The organism is Paenibacillus guangzhouensis, assembly GCF_009363075.1.
Lineage (GTDB): Bacteria > Bacillota > Bacilli > Paenibacillales > Paenibacillaceae > Paenibacillus_K > Paenibacillus_K guangzhouensis.
This window is the reverse complement of record NZ_CP045293.1, coordinates 5,698,134-5,715,613: the sequence shown is the minus strand read 5'-3', so window position 1 is coordinate 5,715,613 and position 17,480 is coordinate 5,698,134. Positions and strand designations below refer to the sequence as shown.

The following is a 17,480-nucleotide window of genomic DNA, read 5'->3' as shown; positions in this document are numbered from 1 at the left end:
TCCTTCATCCCTTGGGATTGTACAACACATTTCGAAAAGGCCGATAGAGAACCTCAATCCAATCCACAGGGCTAGGTAATTCAATATGCTGCAAAAAAGCAATACCGAGCCCCGTTCCAATGCATAGCAGAATCGAGAAAATCCACAGTTCCTTCTTATCCCCTTGCTTCACCAGCTTCAGGCCATCGATACAAAAAATAGTTACAGCTACGGCTAGGATCCCCAATACTCCCCACATGACCCACTACTCCTTCATCTCTTGCAAGAATGAATTCGACACCGTTCCGAGGCGGCGTGTCTTGACTTTAACATTCACGGTAACCTTCAATCGCTTAAAATAACTATCCCAACGCTGCTCATATTTCTTCCACAGCTGTGGTTGATCGCGTCGTATCGTATCGCCAAAACCGAGAAAATCGATGTTGTATGTATCTTGTGCAGTGCGAATCACTTTTTGAACACGATCCAACACATTCTTACTGGTTCGTTGATTCAACTCATGCATGGTCTGCTGCTTCGTCAGGTCTAGCTTGCATCCAACGTCAGCCACATTCTGTTCCAATTCGATTTTGACCCGAATTTGTGGTTCCCCATTCACGACATGGCCCGACACTTTGGTATGAGAATTGATAACTTCGTTAGCAATCTTCCCCCCTTGGGGACAACGAATCACATTGATGGTACTCTTCACGTGATCCATGATATAGTTGAGCCCAATACTTTCCGACTCATTGAGCCAACCGATCAACTTATCTTTGTTGAATACACCAATGCCAGAGAATTCCAATAATGCTGGGGGATCGATTCGCCTCGAATTCTCCTTCAGTCTGCCCATCTGAGCGTCGCCTTGAATGCGAATCCCTGTTAGTGTCGGGTTAGTCCCTGTACTGGTCAGCGAATCAATAAGCTCGTCAAGATGCACTTGCAAGGTCGGCGCCCAGTTCTTCTGCGAGGTCTCCAGTGAATTATATAACTTATTCGCCGGAACCAGTTCGAGAGGGGTAAAGAAGCCTAAGATATTTCTCGCGGTCGTGCCTTTGGCAACAGCTACAAAGAAATCGGTCCGAAACTCATGGTCTCTCGACATAATATCCAGAGCGTCCTTTATGCCTTCCTTCGCCAACTTCTCGCCCAAAATAAGCATGCGGATATGGGAGTAGTAGGTTTTTCGCGCGGTAATGGTCGACATCCGCCGTATCGCTTCAATGACAGTCTCCCCTACGGCATGATAGGTAACCACCGGGGAGCTCTGCCCTCCCCCTCCCTTGGCTGATACTTCCCTAGGGCCCACAACCTGTACGGACACCTCAAACTGATCCCCGATCTTGTCGACACCAAGTGCCAGTACAATCGCTAGATCATTCAGCTCTCTTCGGCTCCAACACCCTGACAAAGATGTCAGAACGAGGAGGGATATCAAGATCAACATTATTTTTCGATGCATGCCATCCGCTCCTTCATCCTGTCATCATATATGAATACAAGTTAACCTTTGGGCTTTGGTTTCTGGGGTCTGCGGTTATTTGAACGCTTGATGTTCTTCCTAGCAATTAACCCAGGTCTCGTCCGCATCATCCATTGCGGCATCCGGAACACCGCATCTTCCTGCCCTTGAATGTTGAATGGCGCAAATGGACTCATATACGGCACGCCAAAGGTACGCAAGCTGCACAGATGCAGTACAATCGCAAAAATCCCCACGATGACACCGAATAATCCAAAGGAAGCAGCAAGCGCCATTAACGGGAATCGAAGCATCCGTACCGAGTTGGCCATGCTGTAGGACGGGAAAACGAAGCTCGCAATCGCTGTCGTCGATACCACAATGACCATCGCCGCCGATACAATTCCCGCTTCTACCGCCGCTTGCCCTATGACCAGCGTCCCAACGATGGACACGGCCGGCCCTATCGTTCTCGGCATCCGCAGTCCTGCCTCCCGCAAAATTTCGAAGGCTATCTCCATCATAACTGCCTCCAAGAACGCTGGAAAAGGTACCCCTTCACGCTGGGCTGCAAGGCCAATCAGCAACTGTGTTGGCAGCATTTCCTGATGGAAGGTTGTAATGGCTACATACAGCGATGGGCCCAGTAATGCGATGAAAAATCCAACATATCGAAGCATTCGAACAAGACTGCTAATATCCGCACGATGATAATAATCCTCTGCTGAATTCAGGAATGAGACGAACAACGCCGGAACAATCAGTACAAATGGTGTCCCATCTATGAGGATCGCAATCTTACCCTCCAGCAACTCAGCTGCAACGACGTCGGGCCGTTCTGTGTTATAGACCGTTGGAAAAGGCGTGTATGCCTCATCTTGGATCAATTCCTCGATATATCCGCTCTCCAGAATTCCGTCAATATCAATCCGATCCAGCCGCTCCCGCACTTCCTGAACAACCTTGTCGTTCGCAATCCCCTGAATATACATAAACGATACTTCCGTATGGGTAACCCGCCCGATCAGCCTCGTCTCAAGCCATAGCTTCGGGTCTCTAATCTTACGACGGATTAAGGCCGTATTGGTGCGCAGGTTCTCCGAGAAGGCTTCCCGCGGACCTCGGACAACCGACTCTGCGCTCGGCTCTGTCACGCCCCGCTCCTGCCATCCATGTGTACCGATCGAGATCGCTTCCTCATAGCCATCGAGCATGATCACGGTGCTTCCCGACAGTACACTCTGATATAGATCCTTATATTGAGTCAGGCTGCTGATCTCACCAACCGTTATCGCATAATCCTTCAGTATCTGAACTGGATTCGGGCGCGATTGAGGGGTGGACCGGATTTGAATCGCCTTCATATCCAGCATGACGGATTCCATAATAAAATCGGAAATGAGTTTGGTGTCAGCCAAGCCATCAGTATAGACGAGCCCTGCCATTTGATTACCATCTTTACCAATACGAATCTCGCGGATGACAACATCCGTGCTGTTCCCCAGATCATGCTTCATTCTTTGTATATTCGCTGCGAGACTCTTGTGCAGCACATTTCGTTTGACGATCGATGCCTTGATGGGATTGGTGGCGTTCGATCGGAATCGCTTGGTTAGGCGCATAATGTATCTCCTTAGATGCAGTGAACTAATAGAGGTTGTTTTTGAGTAAGAACTAATAGACCATTATTACCTTTCGGTGCGAATTTTAGACAGATTTCGCCATAGAACGCAGGGGAAAGTAAGGCATCACGCAGCGCAAAAAACCGTCTTCTCTCGAAGACGGTTTATCCTTGTCGTTATGCGATTAACCTGCAGTGTGAAGCACAAAATTCATAATAAATAGCATGGCAATGACGTACGATACGATGCCGACACTTTTCCATTTACCCGTTGCAATCTTAAGGAGCGGATAGGCGATGAAGCCGAATGCCATCCCATCCACGATACTCGAAGTCAGTGGAATCGCCGCAATCGTCAGAAACGCCGGGAACCAATCCGTCATATCGTCGAACTTGATATCCTTGATGCTCTGAATCATGAGTCCGCCGATAATCATTAGCACCGGTGCAATCGCCGAGCTTGGAATCAGCTTGATCAGCGGAATCGCTGCGATCGAGCTAAGGAACAGCACACCTGTCGTAATCGAGGTTAATCCTGTTCTACCGCCGGCTGAGATCCCTGCCGCTGTCTCCACCGATGAGATCGTCGGACTCGTACCGAACAGACCTGCACTTACGGCAGATACGGCACTGGCTTGGAACGTCCGCTTGAATTTGTCTGGACGCTTGATCATTTCCATCTGGCCATGAATCAAACCGACATTCTCGAATAAGACGACCAAGATCAATGAGAATGTTGCAACCCAGAAGACGATGGAACCAATGCTGTCAAAGGACATGGCACCGATGAACGAACCATAATCCGCAAGGGATAAGGCCGTTTCACCTCCAGAACCTGTATCCAGTCCGCCGAACAACGCTGCCAGCGCTGTGCCAAGTGCGATACCGATCAACAGATTCCCCCGGACATTACGCACGAACAAGAAGAGCGTAATCCCAAGTGAGGCCAGCGTCAGAAGTACATGCGGGTCGGAAAAACTGCCTAGCGCCACAAGCGTGCTCTTGCCAGAGACGATCAAGCCGCCTTTTTCCATCCCAATGAACGTGAGCAAGAACCCGATCCCAACCGTAATCGCATGTTTCAGCGAATTCGGGATGGCTTTGGCAATCAAATCCGTCAAGGACGTAAATGAAATAACCGTAACAACCAAGCCCGAAATGAAAACGGCGGCTAACGCTTCCTGCCAAGGCAACCCCATACCTTGTACAATCGTGTACGAGAATAATGCATTGACACCCATACCAGGTACCAGTACATTCGGGGTATTCGCCCAGAAACCGACCATGAGACAACCTATAAACGATGTAAATACTGTCGCCGCAACGCCCATTTCAAAAGGAATCCCCGCATCCGCAAGGATCGACGCATTGACGACAATAATATAGACTACTGTAAAAAATGAGACGATCCCTGCCATGATCTCTTGGGTTGCGTTCGTACCGTGTTCCTGTAGACGAAACCATTTTTGAATCATTTAGTGAACCTTCTTCTTCGTAAAACCCCTCGCCCGCCCAAAATGTGAAAATGACATTATCACATCTCGCTGTTCATTGTAACAAGAACATTCGAAGCACACAATGTAATAATTTTACAAACCAAACCACTTTCTAGGTAGACTGCTGATTAAGAATCCGCGCCTCCTCTTCGATTCTCTGAACGTCGATCCGCTCGAACAGCAGGGCAAGATGTTGTACCGATTGATTAACAGGGACCTCGATCCAGTGCCAGACAGGTGATGCCGCAAGCGACAGAAAAGTTCTGATCTGATCACAAGCAAAAGGAATGAATGGCTGCAGCAGGTTCGCAAGGTTCGCGATGATCTGCGTACAAGTATATAACGTATCGCCGCAAGCGCTGCGGTCTACCTTCACTTGCAACCAAGGCTTCCGTTCATCGAAATATTTATTCGCACGGCGAATATACGCGAAAATGAGCTCCAGCGATTCTTTCAACCGACCTTCCTCGATGAGGGTACCGGATTGCTGGTACAATGTATCGATGCTATCTTTCCATTCCGGGTCCAGACTTCCGTCAGGCACGAGCGAATCATACGACTTCTGGAGGAATACGAGCGTACGGTTTACGAAATTACCGAAGGCGCCCAGCAGTTCGCCATTATGACTATGAATGAACTCCCGCCATGAGAAATCCGTGTCCCGGCGTTCCGGTCCGTTTGCAATGAGGAAGTACCGAATCGCATCCGCTGGATAGCGTTCCAGCATATCCGGCACCCAGACCGCCCAATTCCTGCTCGTAGAGAATTTCTTCCCTTCCAGCGTCATATATTCGCTCGAGACGATCCGATCAGGCAGATGGAGACCGCCAACACCCTGTAATATCGCAGGCCAAATGACGGTATGGAACGGGATGTTGTCTTTGCCATGGACATAATAAGAGAGCACTTCCGCTTCGCCTTCGAGCCAATACGGCTCCCAGCGGTTGCCTGTCTCGTCTGCCCACTGCTTGCTGGCTGACAAATAACCGCAGACTGCCTCGATCCAAACATAAATTTTCTTCGCTTCGAAACCTGACACGGGCACGTCGACGCCCCAATCTAAATCCCTGGTTACCGCTCGATCCTGAAGACCTTCGGTGAGGTAGCGCTGCGTCATTTGCACCGCATTATCTCGCCATCCTGTGGCATGCTCGGCGTACGAGCTAAGCTCCAGCAAAAATTTCGATAATTCGAAATAGTAGTGCTCCGTTTGCCGCTCGACGGGAGGATTGCCGCACAGCTTGCAGGTACGGTCCAGTAAATCCGAAGGATCAAGCAGCGTCCCGCAGACATCGCATTGATCCCCCCGCGCTGCGCTGCCGCAGACCGGGCACGTCCCTTCGACATAGCGATCAGGCAAGAATCGCTCATCTGTCTCACAGTAGGCTTGCTGCACGGTCTTGCGATACAGTACCCCCTTATGGAGAAGCGCTGTAAATATCTCTTGCACAACGTGGTGATGCATCGTCTGATCCGTACGCGTATACCAATCATAAGAGATACCGAGCTGTGCAAAACAATCAACGAATCTCTCGTGGTATCGGTCAGCGATAATCTTCGGTGTTACGCCTTCCTTCGCGGCTTGCACAGCAATCGGCGTCCCGTGACAGTCACTGCCCGAGACAAAGAGCACCTGCTTGCCCTTCGCTCTGTAATAGCGTGCGAGCACATCACCCGGCAGCAGGCTTGAGAGGCGGCCGAGGTGGAGATCTCCGTTGGCATAAGGCCATGCCCCGCCTATAAATACGTAATCCATCGTTCATTCCTCCTTTTTCTTTGAACGCCAAAAAACCCTCATCCACAAAGGGACGAGAGTTCAACTCACGCGGTACCACCCAATTTCATTCCTGCCTTGCGGCAGTCACCTCTTCGGGTACGGCGCCAAACGAGAGACGGTTATACCCTAGCACGATAACGGGTGCAGGACCCGGCGCAGCCTACAGCCCCCTGCGGGGGATTCGATGCGCAGCTCGGAGACCATATTCCCATGCGGCTATCTTTGCTCCTTCGCAGCTACCGGAGCTCTCTGTTAAAGACATTACGCCTGGTACTCTTTCTCTTCTTCGCTTTTGATTATTTTTCATTTATTGGGATATTAAGGGATTTGAATCAAGAAGTCAAGTCTGCGCGTTGATTTATTATTTTACCCCGCAGGGCTTGCCATGAATGGTATAATTCTTCATAACCTTGTTCGTATTGTTAAAAAGGAAGTGCTCACTATGGAAAATTGGATCATTTTGATATTAATCGCTTTCGTAATTTTTATTGTCATAGCAGCTTCGTCAGCGAGACGTGGATCGAAAAGACCCGGTGAAGGCAATGAATATTCAAGCTCCCATTTCTACGCTGACCCTCACATGACCAACTTCGATCATAACCATGATCATTCCTCGAGTGATGGCGGATCATCAAGTGACAGCTCCAGCGGAGACAGCGGCGGAGGAAGCAGTGCCGATTAAACAAGCAAAAGCTTGAATCCAGACGGCGTTCATCCGAAAACGGTAATCGTTTTGTGAGAACCCTTATATTGAGGTAAAGAGCGCCCTATCCCGTGTGGGTAAGGCGTACTTTGTTGCGGAAGATGAATTAATACTCATCTCCGATTTTACCATTGTCCTTGCCGATGTTGCTAATACCAGGCACTTCTTGTACTTTAGGCGCTGTGTTCTTCTTCCCGTTATCCGGGGCTTGATTGGACCCTTGGCCGCCGCCTTGGTTACCACCCATGCCGCCACCTTGGCGCTCATCTACTGTCCCTGTCACAGGCAGACCATGTCTCTTCTGAAAATGCTTCACACCGTTCACCGTAGCCTGATCATAATAGCCGGTAATTTCACCCCCATAACTGCCTAGGGATTACAGCATACCTTGGATAACATAGACATCGGCTCCTTGCGCGCCTTTACCTACCGCTCCAACGACCGACGGCATACTTAGCATCAGTGTTATAACAAGCAGCAGCATACTTGCCCCTTTGATTGCATTTCTAAACATGAAGTTCCCCTTAAGATTCACCGAATTACGATTTGACCAACCTCTCATTCCAACGTACACCATCCTTTAATCAATTGGTTATTAACACCTCATTTACTATTCTCCCAACTTTTTCATTTCATCCCGGATCCATAGGCAAAAAAATAAGGGCTTGCCAATGGCAGCCCTCCTATTTCCGACGAACCCAGACATGTCGATAATCTACCTTACCCCACGCATTTAGTGTGATCCCGCCAAGCGAAGGATGGTGACTTGCCGTCTGGATATTATGATATAAGAACAACACTTGTAATTGCTGCTTTAACGCTTCTTCAATACCATGCAGCAATAGCAGACGGTTCTCCACCTTCTCCTCTAGAAGACACGCTGCAATCCCTTGATCGACAACGGCAGATCCAGCAGGACTCAGATGATTGCCAATAAAACTCGTATTCAGGGTGTACATCTCCATCAAAGTCATATCCGGCTGCTCCCCAAGCACCTCACCGGCAAAGACTAGATCCGCTGTAGCCAGCACCTCTCGACTTGCCAACTCCCGAATCGGAACGACTACGACGTCCAATTGAATACCAATCCGCGCACACGCTTCCTGAATCCAAGCCGCACTCTGTTCATTACTTATCATCTCGTACGTATATAACGTTAAGCGTTCGCCCTGATAGCTCGATGTTCGGACAAGCTCCATCGCATAGGCCAGATCGTATTCCGAATGAAAAGGCCGCTCGTCTTGTTCCGGGATGAATCCACCCGCTGGACACATGCGATGACCACCCAAATCCGCGAGCATCTGCGCTCGATCCAGCCCCACATGAATCGCTTGGCGCAGCTGAATATCTTGAAGTATTCCTGTTCTAGCGAGATTGAATGTGAGGTAGCAGCTTCCTTTCTCCACTTGACGAAGAGACGGCTTAGCCCCCATGGTGGACGGTGCTTCATTATACAGCAGTTGTGCCTCCCGATCCTTCACTTGGAGAAGCAAATCCCCATCATAATTGGGCCATACCCACATCTCAATCCGATCCAAATGCGGGCAACCTTCGAAATAATGCTCATACGATTCCAACACCATCTTCGATTCATTATTCTCGATGAGTCGAAAAGGGCCAGTCCCCACCGGTATCGCTTCGAGATTCCCGTCTCCCCGTTCATCATGATCCTCAGGTACAATCGAATATCGTTCCGTGCATATGAAATGATCGAAAATTGCATTCGGCGTATACAGCTGGAATTCGATGCAGTAGTCACTAATCACCGTCATCCTCTCAATCATCGCAGGAATCCACTCTAGCGGCGCCGCCGTCTGAATTCGACGAAACGTATACGCAACATCGCGAGCGGTCATCCGCTTCCCATGGTGGAATCGAATCCCCTTACGCAGATAGAACGTCCATCGCTTCTTCGACGCATCGCATTCCCAAGCATGTGCGAGCTTTGGTTCAATCTGCTGTTCCCTCGCCGAATAAGATACGAGCGTATTGAATATCTGCCTCATCCAGTGCGCTTCCGTCCGTCGGATGACATGCGCTGGATCCAGATCAAGTACAGGCCGGTAAAAAGGGAACCGGAGCACATCCTTAGCATCAAGGTCCTGCCGAACCCCGAACTGGCTGGCGATCCATGCCGTAACCTCGTCTTGGAGGTTCTGATCTTCGTACGAATCCAATAGACGCCATGCCTCGTGAATATGCTCCTGCAGCACGAGCGACTTGATCTGATGCAGGAACACGTCACGATAAGAGCGGCGGAACGTCAGGCTGGACAAGTTGCCCCGCCCTCGGCCAGCTTGCCATGTCACGTAACCATGATCTTCCATCCGACGGAGCACAAGTTGCGCATTCCGCCGTGTGCAATCCCAAATTCCCGTCAAATCATCCATCGATAGCAAGAACGCTTGCTTCTCTGGGATATCCGCATAATGCTCACGTAATTTCACGAAATACGCTTCCACTTCCATTTGGTCTGCCCCTCCATAAAAGGCGAAAAGATGCGCGGAACCTTTTCGCTTTTTGTTCTCCTTTTCCAAAAGTATAATGGGGTTCATTCCCACCGTAAAGAGGAGGATCGAGCAGCTATGCCAAGCACAGAAGCAACATCGCTTACCGCCACAAAGACCAATACATCATCCATCTGGATGCACCCGAATTTCCTCATTCTGTTTATCTCTGGGGCGATGATGACCTTCGGCAATAAAATCTATGAACTGGCCCTCCCGCTCATTCTCTATCAATGGACATCCTCATCGGTAGCCATGTCAACGATGCGCGGCATTGAGTTCCTGCCGAATCTACTGCTCGCCATGTTCATCGGCGTCTTCGTCGACCGCGTTCGCAAGAAGCAATGGTCCTTGTGGGCTGTACTGATCCAGATGATCCTCTTGTTCTTGCTCTACTTCCTGTCGATTCGCAGCAGTCAACCTTCCATGGCCATCTTCTATATCGGTGGATTCCTGCTCATGACGTGTAACTATGCCGTGGGTAATGCCCGTGTCGGAATGGTCAAGCACACCCTGCCGAATGAGATGCTGACCGCGGCCAATGCTTCATTCAACTTCATTACGACGCTCATCGGCATTATGGGTCCGGCTATAACCGGGCTCGTACTAATGCTGCCAAGGCTGCAGGATAGTCTCTTCCTCACCGGTCTGTTATTCATAATCGGATTCGTGACACTCCTATTCCTGCGCTCGGATGAGATGATCGCACCGCAGAAGCAGCAAGGATTCTGGCGAGAGCTCTATGCCGGCTGGACGGAACTTCGTAGCAACCGGCTGCTCTGGCTCATTACACTGACTGTCATTTTCCTGAACGCTACGTCGGGCATGGTCGATACGACCATCATCTTTTTCGCGAAGGATACGCTCCGCCTCGAGAATTTCGAACTTGGTCTCGTCCTCTCTGCCGCGGGAGCCGGCGGGCTCATCGGAAGCTTCCTGCTTCAGCCGCTGCGTAGAAGATTCGAAGCTGGTGTGATCGTAACGATGACGACTCTACTCGTCGGATTCACTTATGCCATGCTCTATTTCGCCCACTCGGGGTGGTGGCTAGCAGCAGCCCTTTTCTTGAACGGATTGTTCGAGACAATCAGTACCGTCAGCATCTGGACCTTCCGCCAGGAGACGACGCCGCATCACCTGATTGGTCGAATCAGCGGGATCACAGGATCGCTCTTCAAGCTGGGCATGCCGTTCGCAATCTTCGCTGCCGGATGGATCTCAGAGCTCGCGAACCCCACGATCGTATTCGGGATCGCCATGCTTGGCAATGTGATCATCTTCTTATGCTGCCGATGCGGTCCGTTATGGACGAAGAAGGCATAACAAAAGAGCTTGCCAACTGGCAAGCTCTTTCATTACGTTATTTCTATGAACCCATCATTTGCTTCACGAGCTCACGGTTCCGGGATTTGAAAATATCGTTGTGGGAGGAGACCATCCCCCATCCATAGGCTTCTGGCTCGATATACTGCTTCGCTCTGTTCACTGCATTCGCCGCATCTTGGAATGCGCCTGCTATGAGATGCAACTTCCCGTCATGCTGTAGGATATCCCCTGCCGCATAGAGCCCTGGGACGGAGGATTCGCTCGACGCGTTGCCTGCGATGTAGAAATCTTCGGCGGTCTCAATCTGGAGCTCGCTGTTCTCGATCAATTTCGCATCCCGATCGTATCCATGGTTGATGACGACTTCATCGATGGCTAGCTCTGTGACTTCCCCCGTCGCATGATTCGTCAGCTCCACACGATCCAACATCTCTTGCCCTGGATTCGCAATAAGCCGTGTAATCGTCGTCTGGAATAGGCATTCGACAGAACTATTCATCAGCTGCTTGACTTGCGCTTCGTGACCGTTCAACGCTTCCTTGCGATAGGTCAGATAGACTTTGCGAGCAATTGGCTCCAATTCGTTGGCCCAATCCACCGCCGAATTGCCTCCGCCAGAGACGATGATCGTCTTATCTTTGAATTGCTTAAGCGACTTCACCGTGTAATGAAGGTTGGTTACCTCGTACCGTTCGGCGCCTTCAATATTCAGCTTCTGCGGATTGATAATCCCGCCACCTACCGCCACGATTACGGTCTTCGAATAGTGAACGCGGCCTGAGGCAGCATGAAGCTCGAACAGACCATCTTCATTTTTCGAGATTTTCTCAATCTTCTCGTTCAGCACGACCTCTGGGTCGAAGGTTAAACCTTGCGCCACCATTTGTTCAATCAGTTTCGCACCAGGGATTGGCGTCACTCCGCCGATATCCCAGATCATTTTCTCCGGGTAGACATGGACTTTGCCGCCAAGATACGGTTGGAACTCAATGATCTTCGCCTTCATTTCCCGCAGCCCGCTATAGAAAGCAGAGAACAGGCCAGCCGGCCCTCCGCCAATAATCGTGATATCAAATAATTCTTCGTTGTTGTGCTCCAATGCGCCAACACCTCACCTTATGTATAATGATTATCATTCTCAATGAGAATATACACTGAATCACCAAATATTTCAAGAAATGTTTTGGATTCAATGGTGTCCAGAACGTGAACATTTCTAACGAACCCAGCAACACTTATTTACTTCAAATCGACCGATCTCAGATTCTAACGAACTCACATAGCGCTATTCCGCCAATTTCCGCCCTTTCGAGTTCCAAAAGAGCACATTAGCGTATTCTCAGTTCGTTAGCATGTGCCGTCCCCATTTTTCCGGACAATAGCGTTACCTCGATTCGTTAGGCCACCGGTGTCAGCGATTACCGACGGTAGCGGCATCGGTTGCGCGTATCCTGCCAGGGCCGAAGATCGACTCGAGAACTGGGCATCAGCTGTGGATCACCCATACGTCTCTCCCACCCCAGTAACATCGATTACCCCCCCCGTCCCCGCACGACAGAGTTCCACACCTCGCATCACTCGCTCCCTAACCTGCCAGCACAAAAAGGGCGGCCCATCAGGCCGCCCTTCTCTACTCCCACCATCGGGAGCGCCTATATCGTTCACTCGATTGAGCTTAGTCCTCGTACCCCGCGAGCCCCTTCTCCATCAAGTAGTCCATCTCGAGATCCAAGATCGTCTCCACCTGAAGTTCATTCAGCTTCACATCCGGACGGCTCATCACGTAGTCCACGAGGTCGTCGCTATCAATATCCACCTCGCCGCGCGCATTCGGTTTGGCGGTACTGATGAATTTCTGCGCATGTTTCAGCACGACGCCGATCCCTTTCGGATCAATCTTGGACTTGCTTGTAATATATTGAATCAATTCTTGCTCATTTACTTTGCTCATCGTGTCGTCTCCTTCAAGCCATTCAATCTTACAACTGTATTGTCCAGCCGAACGGATCCTCGAGCTCGCCCTTCTGAATACCTGTGAGCGCATCGTAGATCTTCTTGGATAGCTCGCCTGTCACACCATCGCCGATCACAAGCTTCTCTCCATCCCAATGCAAGGAACCAATCGGGGAGATGACCGCCGCCGTACCTGTCCCAAATGCTTCGATGAGTGAACCATTCTTGTGCGCTTCAACCAACTCGTCGATCGAAATCCGGCGCTCTTCTACAGAGACATTCCAGTGTCTCAAGAGCTCGAGAACTGTATCGCGTGTGATCCCTTCCAGGATACTGCCGTTAATCGCTGGCGTAATGACTTGGTCACCGATTCGGAAGAACACGTTCATGCTGCCAACCTCTTCGATGTATTTCCGATGCACGCCGTCAAGCCATAGCACTTGCGAATACCCTAGCGCTGTCGCGCCTTCCTGCGCTTTCAATCCTGCTGCATAGTTCCCTGCTGTCTTCGCATTCCCTACGCCGCCTGCAACCGCACGGACATATTCCGATTCCACGTGAATGCTGACAGGGTTAATGCCTTCCGCATAATACGAGCCTACTGGCGAGAGGATGATCATGAATTTGTATTGACGCGACGGCGCAACACCAAGCGATCCCTCCGTCGCGATAATGAACGGACGAATGTAGAGGGAAGTCCCTTCTGCATGAGGAATCCAATCTAAATCTACCTCAATTAGCGTCTTGAGTGCTTGCAGCGCAAGCTCTTCATCGAGTGCCGGGATGCTGAGGCGGTCATTCGATTTGTTCAGACGCTTGAAATTGCTCGTCGGACGGAACAACAGAATTCTTCCATCTTTCGTGCGGTAAGCCTTCAATCCCTCAAATACCGTCTGTCCATAGTGGAATACCTTCGCTGCTGGGTCGAGTGTGATTGGTTGATAGGGAACGACGCGTGGATCGTACCATCCTTTGGCCGCATCATAATCCATGATGAACATATGATCTGTGAAATATTTACCGAATCCGAGCTGATCGTCTTGCGGTCTTGCCTTTGGCGAGGTTGTGCGCTCGATCTTGATTGCGTCTAACATCTTCTTTCATCCCTTTGCTGTAGATTCATTTATTTGTATGATACCAAGAATTTCGATAGATTGAAAATACTTAGATCTTAATTTGGATCAATACCTGGCCATCTTCATACGTCAAATGAATACTTCCCTTGTATTTCTCCACCGTATTCATGACGATCAGTAAGCCGTTCCCATGCAGATGCTGCGCGCATTCTTTGGTGGTATAGCCATATTGGAAGAAATTCTTCTGTTCGCCTGCCGTCAGCTCCGCCGGGTTCTGGACAGCAAATACATATTTCTCCCCATCGTTGCGGCAGGTCACATGGATCAGCTTCGGCAGCTCCCCCTCATACAATTCCAATGCTTCAATCGCATTATCCAATAAATTCGAGAAAATCTTCACCAGATCCATCGATTCCACCAGACGGTACGTATCTTGATCGGCATCGAATTCCATATGAATACCGCGCGACTTCGCGAGCTCCCACTTGCTCTGGAACAAGACCATCAGAATCGGATTCTTAATCCGCACCGTCCAGTCCAGTACCTTCGTCTCGATACTCAGATTCCGCAAATATTCCTGGGCTTGGTCCACATAATTCATCTGGAGCAGACCACTAATGACCTGGAAATGATTCAACATATCGTGTCGGCTGGATTTGATCGTGCCGATCGCTTTGCCTAGCTCCGATATATAGAGCTGTTCAGATTCTTGCAAACTCCGGCGAAGGCGCAATCGATACCACTTATTCAGCATAAAAATCGCTATGAGCAGCGTTAACGCAAATAAGACGTCGATTCCGAAAATAAATGGATTTCCACGCATGACTTCATCTTTGGCATATTCTAAATCCTGCGCACCAATATCAATACCAATGACACCAAGGACCGATCCATCCGCACGAAGCAAAGGCACACCGACGGATAAATACGATTCTTTCACGCCGCCGTCGTCTACTTGCATAATGCCTGTATAGTAGGACTGTCCCCGTTTCGCTTGATTCACCTGCTCGGGTGGTACCGTACATGGAGCGCCGATAGGCAGTTCTACTGCACCTAATGGGACCGACGAGATTAATACCTTCGATACATCGCTCTCATCCAGCATGAGGATGTAGACGTACCTCGCATGAATATGCTGGCGATACTCTTCGAGGTAGGCTTTAATTTTCTTATGCTCTTCTGGTCCGAGACTCTTGCGATACTCTTCAATTAGCATGAGATCAAGTTCGTTCCTCATATCTTCCGCAATGGCCAGATACTGCTTCGCGAGCGCCACTTCAGAAGACTTGTTCGTAGCAAAATATGAAAGGTACAGTCTGGCACTGATTAAGGCGCCAACGACCGCACACGAGACGATAACGAAATAGAACAACCTCATTTTGAAGTAAATCCTGCTGTGTTTCATACGTTCAACCCTTTGCAATTCGACATACTTCTTCAAATTTTACAAGCCCCGTCCAAGCCTGTAAACCGCTAGCAGCTAAAGATTAGCTTAAGATGTACGACTGAATTTCCTTAACTCCACATGCAATTCCATTTCATTGCAGACATTTCCATTTTTATGTGATATATTGGATGTACCATACTCTTTGAATTAAGTAACCTTATTCATATTCAACCATTGGAGCGTGAATCTATTGCCTAGGCAGCAAGTCAAAGTCGGTATACCGCGTGAGGAAGGACAATTGCATATCACATTTGGCAAAGGCGGTGCGAGAGAAGGAGCAGGACGAAAAGGGATTGGTCTGACGAAGAAAATCTCACTAACACTACCTGAACCGCTCTGGGATGACCTCGAAGCGATATGCCAATCGAAGAAAATCTCTCGTTCCGAGCTGATCCGGGAGATCATCATGACCTATAACATTGCAGGTACTGGCCGACAGGGCGAGGATCCACATGAAGATTAAGACGACGCGCGATCACCTGCTTCTCGCCCTTGGTCAGGTCATTCGAACCATATCGCCATCTATGCCGATCCTATCCGGACTATTGATCTTGGCTCTGCCTCAAGGACTGCACCTGCGTGCCAGCGACTCGAAGATGACGATTCAAGTGGAACTCTCCCTACAAGAAGAACTGCTGCACATCCAGCAAATTGGCCGTATCGTCGTGCCTGCCAAATATCTGTTCGATATTGTCCGCAAGCTCCCATCTGGCACACTAACGCTCGAACTCATCGATCCGCTCCTGCTTACCGTGCGTTCCGAACGGGCAACATATCGGCTAGCCGGCATGGAAGCCGGCGATTTTCCCGAGGTGCCTGACGTGAGCCCTGATCTGACTCTTCGGTTGTCCTCGTCGCAATTGCTGAAGATGGTTCAACAAGTAGCCTTCGCCGTCTCCCCCTCTGAACAACGGCCCGTACTCACAGGGGTATCCATGGCGTGGGATCGTCATGCGAACCAGCTCCAATTGCTGGCTACAGACGGGGTCCGCTTCGCTTCGCTGCTCACGAATATCGACGATATCGATGCGGCTGCGATCCATCCGATCATCCTCCCAGGACGCAGCTTAATGGAGTTGTCCCGAATCCTCACCGATGATGAATCCCCCGTGGATATTCAGATCGGCAGCCGCCAAGTGCTGTTCCGCACGAACCAGCTTTCTTTCTATACCGCCTTGATCGAAGGGACTTATCCAGCCATTGATCCGAATGCCTTTGCCGCGCATACAACAAGGCTCGTCGTGCAGACGGAGGATCTGCTTCACGCGCTTGACCGCGTCTCCATACTAGCGGGGGATGGGCATATCGTCCGCTTAGAAACCGCGGAGACCCATGTGAATTTGTTCTCCAGTACAGAGCAAGTCGGCGATGTGAACGAACAGTGGGAAGCAAAGTTGCAGCAAGGGGAAGATATCCGGATCGCCTTCAACAGCAAATATATGCGTGATATTCTGCGGACGATGGTGAGCAGGGACGTGTGTCTGACATTCCAGGGCAAATGGAGCCCCATTCGAATCGAACCACTAGAGCAAGAAGCGGCTTCCAAGGCGATCTACATTCTCACGCCTGTACGAACGCATGGCGCCTAACAACGAAGAAGGGATGCCCTGCATGATCAGGTCATCCCTCGAACTTTTTATTGAATGGCAATATAGATGTCGACTACCGCATGATTCGGATCAAACTGCGCGGTAGGATACAGCTCGAAATCACCGGTATACGTTCGCTGAAGCGAAGAATTCTGGAAGAAAGCCCATATCTCTTGCCAAGCTGCAGGTACGACCACATGGAATGGACCCGGTTCCGTCGTGAACACCATATATTTTGCAGCAGGGACATGGAACTCGGTCAATCCCTCTGGTAAAGGCGGCGCTCCATCCCCTTTCTCATGACCAAGCATCACGGTATACGCACCAGAAGCATCACTTTCGTAGTCCGTATAGAGTGAGTAGAGAAGATCCGAATTTTTCGCTTCCATCTGCGACAAGATGGACGATTGGAAGTAGGTCTCCCACAGCTTCGGAATAACACCTTCCGGTCCCGCCTCGGCTGCGTTCGTCGTTCGTGCGCTGATTCCGATCAGATCGAAGGCAGGGCGCTGGGTTACAATAGGTTCTTTCATGTTACATT

At 50.0% G+C, this 17,480-nt stretch carries 17 protein-coding genes and 1 other annotated feature; of the genes, 4 read left to right on the top strand and 13 right to left on the bottom strand.

What is annotated here, in order from left to right; all coding sequences use genetic code 11:
• Positions 1 to 4: 4 nt before the first annotated feature.
• From GCU39_RS25795 to metG, 5 genes are all read right to left on the bottom strand, one after another.
• Positions 5 to 238 (bottom strand): hypothetical protein, encoded by a 234-nt coding sequence (locus GCU39_RS25795; RefSeq protein ID WP_152396084.1) that lies wholly within the window; start codon positions 236 to 238, stop codon positions 5 to 7.
• Positions 239 to 244: 6 nt separating this feature from the next.
• On the bottom strand, positions 245 to 1,444 hold the full coding sequence (locus GCU39_RS25790; RefSeq protein WP_152396083.1) for a Ger(x)C family spore germination protein: 1,200 nt from the start codon (positions 1,442 to 1,444) through the stop codon (positions 245 to 247).
• Between the two features lie 41 nt (positions 1,445 to 1,485).
• Positions 1,486 to 3,066, bottom strand: a complete 1,581-nt coding sequence (locus GCU39_RS25785) for a spore germination protein (RefSeq protein WP_152396082.1) — start codon at positions 3,064 to 3,066, stop codon at positions 1,486 to 1,488.
• A gap of 184 nt (positions 3,067 to 3,250) precedes the next feature.
• Positions 3,251 to 4,540 carry an NCS2 family permease gene (locus GCU39_RS25780; RefSeq protein WP_152396081.1) on the bottom strand — a complete coding sequence of 430 codons (1,290 nt, stop codon included), beginning with the start codon at positions 4,538 to 4,540 and terminating at the stop codon, positions 3,251 to 3,253.
• 133 nt (positions 4,541 to 4,673) lie between these two features.
• Positions 4,674 to 6,317 carry a methionine--tRNA ligase gene (gene metG / locus GCU39_RS25775; protein ID WP_152396080.1) on the bottom strand — a complete coding sequence of 548 codons (1,644 nt, stop codon included), beginning with the start codon at positions 6,315 to 6,317 and terminating at the stop codon, positions 4,674 to 4,676.
• A 45-nt stretch (positions 6,318 to 6,362) separates the two neighbouring features.
• Positions 6,363 to 6,634 (bottom strand) — a binding site (T-box leader).
• A gap of 146 nt (positions 6,635 to 6,780) precedes the next feature.
• On the opposite strand from metG, the gene GCU39_RS25770 reads away from it, so the two are divergent.
• Positions 6,781 to 7,020, top strand: a complete 240-nt coding sequence (locus tag GCU39_RS25770) for a hypothetical protein (RefSeq protein ID WP_152396079.1) — start codon at positions 6,781 to 6,783, stop codon at positions 7,018 to 7,020.
• A 127-nt stretch (positions 7,021 to 7,147) separates the two neighbouring features.
• Here GCU39_RS25770 and GCU39_RS32100 read toward each other — a convergent pair whose 3' ends face one another.
• From GCU39_RS32100 to GCU39_RS25760, 3 genes are all read right to left on the bottom strand, one after another.
• On the bottom strand, positions 7,148 to 7,366 hold the full coding sequence (locus GCU39_RS32100; protein ID WP_265333418.1) for a peptidoglycan-binding protein: 219 nt from the start codon (positions 7,364 to 7,366) through the stop codon (positions 7,148 to 7,150).
• A 51-nt stretch (positions 7,367 to 7,417) separates the two neighbouring features.
• Positions 7,418 to 7,555, bottom strand: coding sequence for a hypothetical protein (locus GCU39_RS32095; protein ID WP_227793338.1), 138 nt, complete (start codon positions 7,553 to 7,555; stop codon positions 7,418 to 7,420).
• 169 nt (positions 7,556 to 7,724) lie between these two features.
• On the bottom strand, positions 7,725 to 9,509 hold the full coding sequence (locus GCU39_RS25760) for an ABC transporter substrate-binding protein (RefSeq protein ID WP_193726630.1): 1,785 nt from the start codon (positions 9,507 to 9,509) through the stop codon (positions 7,725 to 7,727).
• A gap of 117 nt (positions 9,510 to 9,626) precedes the next feature.
• Here GCU39_RS25760 and GCU39_RS25755 point away from each other — a divergent pair, with 117 nt between their 5' ends.
• Positions 9,627 to 10,871, top strand: a complete 1,245-nt coding sequence (locus GCU39_RS25755) for an MFS transporter (RefSeq protein WP_152396077.1) — start codon at positions 9,627 to 9,629, stop codon at positions 10,869 to 10,871.
• Between the two features lie 43 nt (positions 10,872 to 10,914).
• Here the strand turns inward: GCU39_RS25755 and GCU39_RS25750 are convergent, their stop codons facing one another.
• The 4 genes from GCU39_RS25750 to GCU39_RS25735 form a co-directional block, all read right to left on the bottom strand.
• Positions 10,915 to 11,973 (bottom strand): NAD(P)/FAD-dependent oxidoreductase, encoded by a 1,059-nt coding sequence (locus GCU39_RS25750; RefSeq protein WP_152396076.1) that lies wholly within the window; start codon positions 11,971 to 11,973, stop codon positions 10,915 to 10,917.
• Positions 11,974 to 12,549: 576 nt separating this feature from the next.
• Positions 12,550 to 12,825: a hypothetical protein gene (locus tag GCU39_RS25745; RefSeq protein ID WP_152396075.1), complete on the bottom strand. Its 276-nt coding sequence runs from the start codon at positions 12,823 to 12,825 to the stop codon at positions 12,550 to 12,552.
• 28 nt (positions 12,826 to 12,853) lie between these two features.
• Positions 12,854 to 13,921 carry a branched-chain amino acid aminotransferase gene (locus tag GCU39_RS25740; protein WP_152396074.1) on the bottom strand — a complete coding sequence of 356 codons (1,068 nt, stop codon included), beginning with the start codon at positions 13,919 to 13,921 and terminating at the stop codon, positions 12,854 to 12,856.
• Between the two features lie 70 nt (positions 13,922 to 13,991).
• Positions 13,992 to 15,308, bottom strand: coding sequence for a GHKL domain-containing protein (locus GCU39_RS25735; protein ID WP_152396073.1), 1,317 nt, complete (start codon positions 15,306 to 15,308; stop codon positions 13,992 to 13,994).
• 223 nt (positions 15,309 to 15,531) lie between these two features.
• Between GCU39_RS25735 and GCU39_RS25730 the strand changes: the two genes are divergently transcribed.
• Both GCU39_RS25730 and dnaN read left to right on the top strand, forming a co-directional pair.
• Positions 15,532 to 15,813, top strand: coding sequence for a ribbon-helix-helix domain-containing protein (locus GCU39_RS25730; protein WP_227793337.1), 282 nt, complete (start codon positions 15,532 to 15,534; stop codon positions 15,811 to 15,813).
• The gene (dnaN, locus tag GCU39_RS25725) at positions 15,803 to 16,939 is read left to right on the top strand and encodes a DNA polymerase III subunit beta (protein ID WP_152396071.1); all 1,137 of its coding nucleotides are present in this window, start codon (positions 15,803 to 15,805) and stop codon (positions 16,937 to 16,939) included. Before GCU39_RS25730 ends, dnaN begins: the two co-directional genes overlap by 11 nt.
• A 47-nt stretch (positions 16,940 to 16,986) precedes the next feature.
• On the opposite strand, the gene GCU39_RS25720 is transcribed toward dnaN, so the two are convergent.
• Positions 16,987 to 17,472 (bottom strand): GyrI-like domain-containing protein, encoded by a 486-nt coding sequence (locus tag GCU39_RS25720; protein WP_152396070.1) that lies wholly within the window; start codon positions 17,470 to 17,472, stop codon positions 16,987 to 16,989.
• Positions 17,473 to 17,480: the final 8 nt, after the last annotated feature.